Origin of the sequence: Bacteroides sp. OM05-10AA (assembly GCF_003439055.1) — a bacterium.
Classification (GTDB): domain Bacteria; phylum Bacteroidota; class Bacteroidia; order Bacteroidales; family Bacteroidaceae; genus Bacteroides; species Bacteroides intestinigallinarum.
The window spans coordinates 26246-38860 of sequence record NZ_QSUR01000049.1; the positions used below are offsets into that span (position 1 = coordinate 26246).

The window sequence follows — 12615 nt, forward strand, 5'->3', positions numbered from 1 at the left end:
ATTTGGGTACTTATTATGCTTTCAGAGCCATAAGAGCAGCTTCTTTCATCGTTGTGGCTATTTGGAAACGGTTGTAATTCCGTAACAGTTCCCGTCCGATATGCTCATTAGTGCCTGTAAGCCGTACGATAACAGGTACATTACTGTTTATCTGCTCGAATGCCTGAAGAAGCCCCATTGCTACATCATCACAGCGGGTGATTCCTCCAAAAATATTAATCAGGACCACTTTCACTTTTTCATCCTGCAATAAAAGTTTCATGGCTTCAATTACCTTGACAGGATTGGAACTACCACCAATGTCGAGAAAATTGGCTGGCTGACCTCCATAAAGTTTAATCATGTCCATAGTAGCCATAGCGAGTCCGGCACCATTTACCATACAACCGATGTTACCATCCATGTGGACATAACTGAATCCTTTATCTTTAGCGTCTGCTTCTATTCTTTCTTCCTCCGTCGGATCAAATAAAGCATGTACCTCCGGATGGCGATAGAGCGCATTGTCATCAAAAACAATCTTTGCGTCAATAGCCATCAACGTACCTTTCTTGGTGAGTGCCAGCGGATTTACTTCCACTAATGATGCATCATTTTCCATGAAGATCTTATAAAGTTCCTGAAGGATGGCCGCCATTTTACCCGCCTGCTCCATTTGAGGAAAGAGGGAGAAAGCAAAACGTCTTGCCAGATAATCGGGAAGACCAATAAATGGATTGATTGAATATCGGATGATTTTCTCCGGTGTTTGACGGGCTACCTCTTCGATATCCATACCGCCGGATGCACTCATCATCAGAACGACAGAACGTGTATTTCGGTCGATGGTGTAACTGACATAATATTCGGAAGCAATATCTACCGCCTCACTAACCAGTACTTGATTGACCGGAAGTCCTTTAATACTCATTCCGAGAATATTTTTAGCTTCCTGATAAGCATCTTCCGTATTGTTTACCAGTTTCACTCCTCCGGCTTTTCCCCGGCCTCCGGTTAATACCTGTGCTTTTATAACCACCCTGTCTGTTCCCATCCTCCGGTAAGCGGCTATGACACCTGCGGCTGTACGGCATAAAGTGTGCCTCTCGACAGGTATTCCGTACTTGGAGAAAATCTCTTTCGCTTGATATTCATGTATTTTCATGGCTCATAAATTTGAGTAAATGATTCCTGTAATAAAAACAATAGCAAGATACGGAAAGTTTGCCGGAAAAGAAAAGTAACGGGGTGTTATACAACATGTTAATCCGTATGCTATGAATAGGCTTAATATAAAAAAGCGTGTTGGCAATAGTTACCAACACGCTTCATATATTTAAAGATAAAGTCTTTTTTACGGATGCTTATGCAATACCGTGAGCGTTGACAGTACCGTCAATTTTCTTAATCAGTCCTTGAAGTACTGCACCCGGGCCACATTCTGTAAAATCAGTAGCACCGTCGGCAACCATATTCTTAACAGACTGTGTCCAGCGTACGGAAGCAGTCAGCTGGGCAACCAGGTTCTTTTTGATTTCTGCAGGATCAGTGTGAGGAAGTGCGTCTACATTCTGATATACCGGACATTTAGGAGTATGAATTTCCGTAGCCTTGATAGCAGCTTCCAACTCAACTTTAGCAGGGTCCATCAATGGAGAATGGAAAGCACCACCTACTTTCAGCGGAAGAGCACGTTTAGCTCCGGCAGCTTTCATCAGTTCGCAAGCTTTTTCGATACCTGGTACAGAACCGGAGATAACGATTTGTCCCGGGCAGTTGTAGTTAGCCGGTACGCAAACTTCACCTTCTGCATTTACTGCTGCGCAGATTTCTTCTACTTTCTCATCAGGCAATGCAATAATGGCAGCCATAGTAGAAGGAGTAGCTTCACAAGCTTTCTGCATAGCCATTGCACGTGCATAAACAAGTTTCAAACCATCTTCAAAACTCAATGCACCGGCAGCTACCAATGCAGAGAATTCGCCGAGTGAGTGGCCGGCAGTCATTTCCGGTTTGAAGTCATCACCCATGCAAAGAGCAGAGATAACAGAGTGAAGGAATACGGCAGGCTGAGTAACCTTTGTCTGACGGAGATCTTCGTCTGTACCATCGAACATGATATCTGTAATGCGATATCCGAGGATATCATTTGCTTTTTCAAACAATTCTTTTGCTAAAGCTGAGTTTTCATACAGGTCTTTACCCATTCCTACAAATTGAGCGCCTTGACCGGGAAATACAAATGCTTTCATATTTTTATTATTTAATTGATTTTTAATTGCGGGTGCAAAGTTACGTATTTTTATGATACAACCGCACAAAATGTACACATTTGTGCAACGGAGTCCGGAAAATGCCATAAAGGGCCGTTGCCGTGTCCGACATTCAATTCTTTTCCTGCGATAATAGCTTGAGTGATATACGTTTTAGCGTGCTGGATGGATTCTCGCATGGGGTATCCTTTGGCCAGATAAGTAGCAATGGCAGAGGAGAGGGTGCACCCGGTTCCATGCAGGTTATGGCTTTCTATCTTTTTCTCCTTATATATATGGTAGATAGACTCGGACGTGTGCAAAAGGTCGCACATATTGTCTCCCTCCAGATGTCCGCCTTTTAACAAGATGCTAGTGTGATAATCGTCCGTCAGCATTTTGGCGGCTGCCTGCATGTCCTGAATATTGTGAATACTTTTGCCTGTAAGCACCTTCGCTTCGTCGATGTTGGGAGTGATTAATGTCACAAGCGGCAAAAGTTCTTTTTTTATTTCTTCTATAGCTTCATCTGTCATGAGTTTCTTTCCGCTGGTAGACACCATTACCGGATCGTAGACGACGTATGCAGGTGAATATTTTTGTAAACAGTCGGAAATCACACGAACAATCTGAATATCATTTATCATTCCTATTTTGATGGCAACCGGTTGCAGGTCGTCCATCACTGCTTCTATTTGTCCACGAACAATGTCAGGGGCGATAGATTGTACGGCACGTACTCCCAGTGTGTTTTGTATGGTGATGGCAGTAATAGCCGATGCCGCATAGCCACCTAAAGCGGAGATTGTTTTTATGTCTGCTTGAATACCTGCGCCTCCTGAACAATCGGAGCCGGCAATGGATAAAATGACTGGATGACGTTCCATTTTAGTTTTTTTAATATTTACCCGACAAAGATAGAATAAAAAACGATAAGGTACAAAATGGCATATCGTTTAAAATACAATAAGTACCTTTACCGCTATCTGCTGGAAATGATATGAAAAGTACTGATAATAAAGCGTCCATCTAGTTTTTGTACTTTATACAATTACTCACTCGCGGAAATACTAAAATACATATTGTAATTCGTAAGATAACACTAACTATTCATATTGTAGAATGTATGATATGTATTTATATGAAAAACAATGTTTTATAGCATAGTTCTTATTTTTGTTTTGATGAGTTTTAGCCTCTATATTTGCACCGTCTTAAAGAAATGGATATGCAAAATTTACAGAAAAATACACCTTTAGCAAACAATCATATATCAGTGGACTGTGTAGTGATTGGTTTTGACGGAGAACAACTGAAAGTGTTGCTTGTAAAACGTGCAGGTGAAGATAATGGAGAAGTATATCACGATATGAAACTTCCCGGAAGTCTTATATATATGGATGAAGACCTGGATGAAGCAGCACAACGGGTTTTGTATGAACTGACAGGACTTAAAAATGTGAATCTGATGCAGTTTAAAGCATTCGGTTCTAAAAACAGAACAAGTAATCCGAAAGATGTACGTTGGCTGGAAAGAGCCATGCAGTCAAGAGTGGAACGTATTGTTACCATTGCATATCTGTCAATGGTGAAGATAGACCGTACGTTGGATAAGAATCTGGACGATCATCAGGCTTGCTGGATTGCTTTGAAAGATGTGAAAACATTGGCTTTCGACCATAATCTGATTATTAAGGAAGCACTTACTTATATTCGTCAGTTTGTAGAATTCAATCCATCCATGCTGTTCGAACTGCTTCCGCGCAAATTTACAGCTGCACAATTAAGAACCCTTTTTGAATTAGTATACGACAAAGCTGTGGATGTACGCAATTTCCATAAGAAAATAGCCATGATGGAATATGTAGTTCCTCTGGAAGAAAAACAACAAGGAGTGGCTCACCGTGCTGCCCGTTATTATAAATTTGATAAGAAGATATATAATAAGGTGAGAAGGTAGACTTTATTCAAGCATTAAGTATCAAGTATTAGGCGTTGAATGTTATAGTATTAATTGTCGGGCATTGAGCGTTAAATCGTAAATAGTAAATCGTTTAATCGTAAATAAAATTATGTTTCTATTAGGTTATGACATAGGTAGCTCGTCTGTAAAAGCGAGTTTGGTAAATGCTGAAACAGGTAAATGTGTATCATCGGCATTTTTTCCGAAAACAGAAGCGAATATTATTGCAGTGAATCCCGGATGGGCGGAACAAGATCCGGAAAGTTGGTGGGAAAACTTAAAGTTGGCTACACAGGCTATTATGACCGAATCCGGAGTGAGTGCTGCTGAAATAAAGGCTATCGGTATCTCTTATCAGATGCACGGATTGGTATGTGTCGATAAGAATCAGCGTGTATTGCGTCCTGCTATTATCTGGTGTGACTCCCGTGCTGTGCCATACGGCCAGAAAGCATTTGAAATAATCGGAGAGGAGAGATGTCTTTCTCATTTATTGAACTCGCCGGGAAACTTTACAGCTTCCAAGTTGGCATGGATTAAAGAAAACGAACCTGCCATCTATGAACAGATTTACAAGATAATGCTGCCGGGTGATTATATTGCCATGAAGTTGAGTGGAGAGATTTGCACAACCGTTTCCGGACTTTCGGAAGGTATGTTCTGGGATTTCAAGAACAACCGGGTGGCTGACTTCCTAATGGATTATTACGGATTCGACTCTTCTTTGATCGCAGATATAAAACCGACTTTCGCAGAACAAGGACGCGTCAGTGCAATGACTGCCAAAGAACTTGGATTGAAAGAGGGAACACCTATTACTTATCGTGCAGGTGACCAGCCTAACAATGCTCTCTCTCTGAACGTGTTCAATCCGGGCGAGATTGCTTCTACGGCGGGAACATCAGGAGTAGTTTATGGTGTGAACGGTGAAGTGAATTATGATCCGCAGTCACGTGTCAATACCTTTGCCCATGTCAATCATGCAATAGACCAGACACGTCTGGGAGTATTGCTTTGCATCAACGGAACAGGTATTCTTAATTCATGGGTAAAACGCAACATTGCTCCCGAAGGAATATCTTATAATGAAATGAATGTGTTGGCTTCTAAAGCTCCTATCGGTAGTGCGGGAATCAGTATTCTACCCTTTGGTAACGGTGCTGAACGTATGTTGAATAATAAAGAAATCGGTTGCAGCATCCGTGGATTGGACTTCAATGCACATGGCAAACACCACATTATCCGTGCCGCTCAAGAAGGTATCGTATTCTCTTTTAAATATGGTATTGATATCATGGAGCAGATGGGAATTCCCGTGAAGATGATCCATGCCGGACATGCTAATATGTTCTTGAGTTCTATCTTCCGCGATACGTTGGCGGGAGTTACAGGAGCCACTATCGAGCTTTATGATACAGACGGTTCAGTAGGAGCTGCGAAAGGTGCAGGTATTGGTGCAGGTATCTACAAAGATAACAATGAAGCATTTGCTACGCTTGACAAACTGGATGTGATCGAGCCTAATGTGGCGAAACGTCAGGAATATGCTGATGCCTATGCAAAATGGAAATACCGCCTTGAAAAGTCGATGACCGGTAACATACCGGCTCCGGTTCTTTCTTCAGATAAATAATTAACAATTTAAATAATAACCATTTAAAAATAAAAGAATTATGGCAACAAAAGAATTTTTCCCAGGAATTGAAAAGATTAAGTTCGAAGGTAAAGATAGTAAGAATCCGATGGCATTCCGTTACTACGATGCTGAAAAGGTAATCAACGGTAAGAAGATGAAAGATTGGTTGAGATTTGCTATGGCATGGTGGCATACTTTGTGTGCTGAAGGCGGTGACCAATTCGGTGGCGGAACAAAACAATTCCCTTGGAATAGTAGTGCTGACGCTATACAAGCAGCAAAAGATAAAATGGATGCAGGTTTCGAATTCATGCAGAAAATGGGTATCGAATACTACTGTTTCCACGATGTAGACTTGGTTTCTGAAGGTGCAAGCATCGAAGAATACGAAGCTAATCTGAAAGCAATCGTAGCTTATGCAAAACAGAAACAAGCTGAAACAGGCATCAAACTGTTGTGGGGTACTGCCAACGTATTTGGTCATGCACGTTATATGAACGGTGCTGCTACTAATCCTGATTTTGACGTAGTAGCTCGTGCTGCTGTTCAGATCAAGAATGCAATCGACGCCACTATCGAACTGGGTGGTCAAAACTATGTATTCTGGGGTGGCCGTGAAGGTTATATGTCTCTTCTGAACACAGATCAGAAACGTGAAAAAGAACACCTGGCAAAAATGCTGACTATGGCTCGTGATTATGCTCGTGCTCGTGGCTTCAAAGGAACTTTCCTGATCGAACCGAAACCGATGGAACCAACTAAACACCAGTATGATGTAGATACAGAAACTGTGATCGGCTTCCTGAAAGCTCATGGCTTGGATAAAGATTTCAAAGTGAATATTGAAGTAAACCACGCAACCTTGGCTGGTCATACTTTCGAACACGAATTGGCAGTAGCAGTAGACAACGGTATGTTGGGCTCTATCGACGCTAACCGTGGTGATTATCAGAATGGTTGGGATACAGACCAGTTCCCGATTGACAATTACGAACTGACACAAGCTATGATGCAAATTATCCGTAATGGTGGCTTGGGTAACGGTGGAACAAACTTCGACGCTAAAACTCGTCGTAACTCTACCGACCTGGAAGATATCTTCATTGCTCACATTGCAGGTATGGATGCTATGGCTCGTGCATTGGAAAGCGCAGCTGCTTTGTTGAACGAATCTCCATATAAGAAAATGTTGTCTGACCGTTACGCTTCATTCGATGGTGGTAAAGGTAAAGAATTTGAAGATGGCAAGTTGACTTTGGAAGACGTAGTTGCTTATGCTAAAGCAAACGGTGAACCGAAGCAGACTAGCGGTAAACAAGAACTTTATGAAGCAATTCTGAATATGTATTGCTAATAATTAATTCACCACAGAGTAGCACAGGGTCTCGCAGAGTTCATTTTCATTCAATATTATATTTCTCTGTGAAACTCTGTGTCACTCTGTGGTGAGATTTCCAACTACTACAACACTACTTTATCTACTTATAACCATGATTAATACAACGAACGAGGGTAGTAAACTCTACCTATATTCGATCACCTCTGTCGCCATTTTGGGAGGACTGCTTTTCGGATACGATACAGCCGTTATTTCCGGTGCAGAGAAAGGCTTGGAAGCTTTTTTCCTTTCGGCCTCTGATTTTCAATACAATAAAGTAATGCATGGAATCACTTCTTCCAGTGCATTAATTGGCTGTGTACTGGGTGGTGCGATCTCCGGTATATTTGCTTCCCGTTTGGGACGTCGTAATTCCTTAAGGCTTGCTGCCGTACTCTTCTTCCTTTCAGCATTAGGTTCCTATTATCCGGAATTCTTATTCTTCGAATATGGAAAGCCGAACATGGATTTGCTGATTGCTTTTAATCTGTATCGTGTTTTGGGTGGTATCGGAGTAGGACTGGCTTCTGCAGTCTGTCCGATGTATATTGCTGAAATAGCCCCTTCCAATATTCGTGGAACGCTTGTATCGTGTAACCAGTTTGCTATCATCTTCGGTATGTTGGTAGTGTACTTCGTGAATTTCCTGATTATGGGCGACCATCAGAATCCTGTTATTTTGAAAGATGCAGCCGGTGTGCTGTCTGTTAGTTCTGAATCTGATATGTGGACTGTTTATGAAGGATGGCGTTACATGTTCGGTTCGGAAGCTTTCCCAGCCGCTTTCTTTGGCCTGTTGTTGTTCTTTGTTCCGAAGACTCCTCGTTATCTTGTATTGATACAGCAGGATGAAAAGGCTTACTCAATTCTGGAAAAGATCAATGGTAAGATAAAAGCACAGGAAATCCTTAATGATATTAAAGCTACTGCTCATGAAAAGACAGAGAAGATCTTTACCTATGGAGTGGCAGTAATTGTAATCGGTATTTTGCTTTCTGTATTCCAGCAAGCTATCGGTATTAATGCCGTACTATATTATGCTCCTCGTATTTTTGAAAATGCAGGTGCAGAAGGAGGTGGTATGATGCAAACGGTTATTATGGGCGTTGTAAACATTGTCTTTACACTGGTTGCTATCTTCACTGTAGACCGCTTCGGACGTAAACCGTTGTTGATAATCGGTTCTATCGGTATGGCTGTTGGTGCATTTGCAGTAGCAATGTGTGACAGCATGGCAATAAAGGGTATCCTTCCGGTACTTTCAGTGATTGTGTATGCTGCATTCTTTATGATGTCCTGGGGACCGATTTGCTGGGTATTGATCTCGGAAATCTTCCCGAACACTATCCGTGGTAAAGCGGTGGCAATCGCTGTAGCTTTCCAATGGATATTCAATTATATTGTATCTTCTACTTTCCCGGCATTGTACGATTTCAGCCCGATGTTTGCGTATAGTTTATATGGCATTATCTGCGTAGCTGCTGCCATCTTCGTTTGGCGTTGGGTACCTGAAACGAAAGGTAAGACACTGGAAGATATGAGCAAACTTTGGAAAAAAGATAAATAAATTAGGTTAGTGTAATTTCATCATGTCATTATGACTTTGGCCTCCTGACATGATTCTATTGAGATTATGACATCATACCAATGGTATGGTGTCATAATTGTTTATATACATATCGTACAGTAAATCAATCTTTTATTTTGCATTAATTGTTTTATCGTTGGTGTTACAATTAATGTTTTTGCATTTTTGAGTAAATATATTCTCCAATGATGCGCTTATCTTTGCATTATAAAAATTGAAGTATGATAACAGAGCAATATAAAGATACCGTTTATTTTTCGAACCTTTTTGTACGTCACTACCCTAAAGTTTATGAAGAATTATCTAATATTCTTTCTCGCCATCATATAGCACATGGGACTTTGATGCACACTAAAGATTATTGGTGCCGAGATTATATGCCAATACAGTGGGGAGCTAATATTTATATTCAATTCCGCTATGAACCTGATTATTTGACGGATAAACCACAGTATAAAACTAATATCGTTCCCGTACTTAAAGCCATGAGTAGCAAGATGGATATTATTCAATCGCCACTTATAGTTGATGGAGGGAATGTTGTTATGTGTGAGGGAAATTCTAAGCGGATGGGATCATGTATAAGAGAGCGGAAACCAATTATTATCATGACAGAAAAGGTGTTCCAAGAAAATTCGCAGATCGATCAGGGAGAAGTACTGGCAATATTAAAGGCAAACTTTTATGGAGCAGATATTATATTTCTACCATGGGATAGATATGATATCTGTGGTCATACAGATGGGATTGTTCACAATATTGGCGATGGTAAGATTTTGGTCAACTTGAAAGTGTATCCTCAAAAGATAGAACGGGAGATGAGACGTAGATTGAATGACGTTTTTGTAGTTGTGGATTTAAAACTTAGTAAGTATTATGAGAATAGTTGGGCATACATAAATATGCTTCAGACACGTGATATAATCATTGTCCCCGGACTTGGATTACCTACAGATGGAGAGGCTTTAGAACAGATAAAAGAATTATATCCTTCCTATGAGGGGCGAATTTGCCAAATTAATATGGCTCCGATTGTAAAGAAATGGGGAGGTGCATTGAATTGTTTGTCTTGGACTGTGAGTAAATTATAGAAATTATATGATATCAGCATTACCGATTTCCAAACCTATACTTTATATTGATATGGATAATGTTCTGGTTGACTTTCAATCAGGTATTAACAAGTTGAGTGAATACGAAAAGAGAGAATATGAAGGACGATATGATGAAGTACCTAATATTTTTGCAAGAATGAGTCCGTATGAAGGAGCAATTAATGCCTACCATCATTTAGCGCGTTTTTATGATGTATATATTCTTTCCACGGCACCTTGGAATAATCCTTCTGCCTGGTCAGATAAACTAATATGGGTGAGAAAATGGTTAGGTACAGATGGTTATAAATGATTAATTCTTAGTCATCATAAAAATTTGAACAAAGGAGACTTTTTGATAGATGATCGCCTCAAAAATGGTGCTGAAAATTTTAGTGGTGAATTAATCTTATTTGGTTCGGAACAGTATCCGAATTGGGACTCCGTTGTTGACTATTTGATATCATCTAAGTGAGAAGTAAAAAGTTGATATATTCGGTACAACTCTTTACTAAAAAGACTATCTTTACCCAAAGAAATATTAATACTATAATAATTATGGATACTTTGAAAAAGGAAATTGCAGTTTTAATGCAATGTAGTGATTTTAAGGAAATAGAGAAACAACTTCAAGTAATTAATAAGCTAATAGTCACAAACTATATGTTTGAACTAAGTAATGGGCTACGGATTTACCCAATTGAAGTAGAAGCTTATTTTAAAGATGTAAAATTTAATGATGAGTTTGTGCATGGAAATGAACTGCAAAAAAATAATTATGGAAGATTTTATGTTCATCGTACAGGTATAACAAAGAATTCAAAATTTAAAGGTGGAACAAGAGGAGGTATTGACATTTGTTTATCTGATGACGTTAATGCATATTATGGCATCTTAATAAGAAGTGCTAAGTTTGATGATGGCACAATTAAATTTGGACCGAATGATGTTTTAAAATTTATTGTTGAGGATAAGAATGTAGATTATGATACTTTGGAAAAAGAATCTGTTTTAAAAGAAGCTGTTAAAGATTGCCGTGATGGAGAAAGTAAATCAATCATCATGCATTCTACACGTGTTGGTCTAAGTGACAAGCAAAGTGACGATTTTAAAAACTTGCAATTACGAACGATCGTAGGACCGCTGCTTTCATCTTATGCATATAAAGAAAAGGAAAATGTATTCAGGAACTATATCGTTAATGATAACATCTCAAAAGAAGAAGCCGAGAAAATTTCTATTGACATCCTCGGATATTGTCCTAAGTCTTTGATAAAAAGTGTATATCAGGCATGATAACTATTAATTTTTATATAAGGGTGAAATATCGCCCTTATATAAAATTATTTAACGATTGGAATCCAAACTTCAGTAAGAAGCTCTTTCACATCTGTGTCGGTGGGAGAGTTCAAGTAATGTTCCAGGATTGGAGTTTCTCCTAAGCTATAAAATTGCGGTAATTGTTTCAATATTGTCTCATAAAAGGCATCTAACAATGCATAATCTCCTTGATGGATATAAACTGCGTATGTACCTTGAGGTAAATCCATGTGTTTTATTGGACTAGTGAGAGGGAGATTGGGTCCTATTCCTTTTTGAATAGCTATACAAGCGTAAAAACGGCATTTTTCTAATGAGGTAATGTCCGTGTCATCATAAGCTATCCCCCAATAATCTTCCTTATCTAGCAATAAAGAGTTTTCTTTTGCATATTCATATAGGCAGTCCCAAGTGTATGTCTCAAAAGCAACTGTGCTACAAGTGTCATAATTGCCAATATAAGATAAAAATAAGACAGGTATTGTTTCTGATTCCACTATGCGGTAAGGAGAAATATATGAAGGATAAGTATGATTTGTTTCCAATAATTTCTTTTGTAGTTCTCGAGGAGTGAGATTGTATTTTTTTTGAAGTGTATTATTTAAAGCTGACTGGTTAGCAAATCCAATATATTCATATATTTCAGCTATACTTTTTTTATTATCTTTGAGTAATTGCTGGGCATATTCCATGCGTGTACGAATGATATATTGATGTAATGTTTCGCTAGTGTAAGCTTTAAACATCAGCTGAAGATTACGAACAGACATACATGCCATTTTAGCTAATTCAGGTATGGATATCAAACGATTGAACTCATCGGCAGTTTTACCTGTCCAATTCTTTTGTATCATGGAATTTAGATAATGAAGAATTGTCTCGATTTGTCCTTGATAGGAGAATTTGTTGGAATTCATATCTTTTCTTTACCTTTTGGGGTACTCTTTTATTTATGATTGATATTCGCAAAGATAGTATTTATATACGCATCCTATATGAAAATGATTCAAAAGTTGATTTTATGATTTCTCATATCTGTTTCTGGCTTAAAAAAGATTCCTTTGGAAAATCTAATTGTTTTGCCTTTAGAATTTTCCAGACTAGAGAGAAGTGGATAGAAGAAGCAGAATCAAATAAAAGCAGCTATTTTCCGCAACTAAAGCATTGCTTTAGCCTACTTAAAGCATCGCTTTCCTTCTCTTAAAACACTGCTTTTTTCTCTTTCTGTTTAAGCAGCATTCTCTATATATAAGAAACATTTTTTATCTACTCCTTCATCTTTCTTCTGAATTACCTGTGAATAAGTATTTTGTAGGTGAAGGAGTGCTTCTTCACCTTTGGAATTTGCAGAAAAAGAGGTAAGCGTCTCCGCGATTCTATCTTGTCGTCCTTTTTTCATTCTTAT

11 protein-coding genes are annotated in these 12615 nt (G+C 39.0%); 7 read left to right on the plus strand and 4 right to left on the minus strand.

Annotation, left to right across the window (positions count from 1 at the left end; translation table 11 throughout):
- Positions 1 to 13: 13 nt before the first annotated feature.
- From sucC to thiD, 3 genes are all read right to left on the minus strand, one after another.
- Positions 14 to 1144 carry an ADP-forming succinate--CoA ligase subunit beta gene (gene sucC / locus DXB58_RS24910; RefSeq protein WP_122138601.1) on the minus strand — a complete coding sequence of 377 codons (1131 nt, stop codon included), beginning with the start codon at positions 1142 to 1144 and terminating at the stop codon, positions 14 to 16.
- Between the two features lie 199 nt (positions 1145 to 1343).
- On the minus strand, positions 1344 to 2231 hold the full coding sequence (gene fabD / locus DXB58_RS24920; RefSeq protein WP_004295871.1) for an ACP S-malonyltransferase: 888 nt from the start codon (positions 2229 to 2231) through the stop codon (positions 1344 to 1346).
- A 50-nt stretch (positions 2232 to 2281) separates the two neighbouring features.
- Positions 2282 to 3118 carry a bifunctional hydroxymethylpyrimidine kinase/phosphomethylpyrimidine kinase gene (gene thiD / locus DXB58_RS24925; RefSeq protein WP_122138602.1) on the minus strand — a complete coding sequence of 279 codons (837 nt, stop codon included), beginning with the start codon at positions 3116 to 3118 and terminating at the stop codon, positions 2282 to 2284.
- A gap of 341 nt (positions 3119 to 3459) precedes the next feature.
- Between thiD and DXB58_RS24930 the strand changes: the two genes are divergently transcribed.
- From DXB58_RS24930 to DXB58_RS24960, 7 genes are all read left to right on the plus strand, one after another.
- Positions 3460 to 4191, plus strand: a complete 732-nt coding sequence (locus tag DXB58_RS24930; RefSeq protein WP_122138613.1) for an NUDIX domain-containing protein — start codon at positions 3460 to 3462, stop codon at positions 4189 to 4191.
- A 112-nt stretch (positions 4192 to 4303) separates the two neighbouring features.
- A complete protein-coding gene (locus DXB58_RS24935) occupies positions 4304 to 5827 on the plus strand; it encodes a xylulokinase (protein WP_122138603.1) in 1524 nt (507 codons plus the stop codon).
- Between the two features lie 40 nt (positions 5828 to 5867).
- Positions 5868 to 7184: a xylose isomerase gene (gene xylA, locus DXB58_RS24940; RefSeq protein ID WP_117512938.1), complete on the plus strand. Its 1317-nt coding sequence runs from the start codon at positions 5868 to 5870 to the stop codon at positions 7182 to 7184.
- A gap of 136 nt (positions 7185 to 7320) precedes the next feature.
- On the plus strand, positions 7321 to 8775 hold the full coding sequence (gene xylE, locus DXB58_RS24945; protein ID WP_122138604.1) for a D-xylose transporter XylE: 1455 nt from the start codon (positions 7321 to 7323) through the stop codon (positions 8773 to 8775).
- Between the two features lie 242 nt (positions 8776 to 9017).
- Positions 9018 to 9887 (plus strand): agmatine deiminase family protein, encoded by an 870-nt coding sequence (locus tag DXB58_RS24950; RefSeq protein ID WP_122138605.1) that lies wholly within the window; start codon positions 9018 to 9020, stop codon positions 9885 to 9887.
- 7 nt (positions 9888 to 9894) lie between these two features.
- Entirely contained in the window at positions 9895 to 10203 is a 309-nt protein-coding gene (locus DXB58_RS24955) for a hypothetical protein (RefSeq protein ID WP_233527363.1), read from the plus strand.
- A gap of 245 nt (positions 10204 to 10448) precedes the next feature.
- Positions 10449 to 11186, plus strand: coding sequence for a hypothetical protein (locus tag DXB58_RS24960; RefSeq protein ID WP_122138606.1), 738 nt, complete (start codon positions 10449 to 10451; stop codon positions 11184 to 11186).
- A 47-nt stretch (positions 11187 to 11233) separates the two neighbouring features.
- On the opposite strand, the gene DXB58_RS24965 is transcribed toward DXB58_RS24960, so the two are convergent.
- Positions 11234 to 12064: a GyrI-like domain-containing protein gene (locus DXB58_RS24965; RefSeq protein WP_233527364.1), complete on the minus strand. Its 831-nt coding sequence runs from the start codon at positions 12062 to 12064 to the stop codon at positions 11234 to 11236.
- Positions 12065 to 12615: the final 551 nt, after the last annotated feature.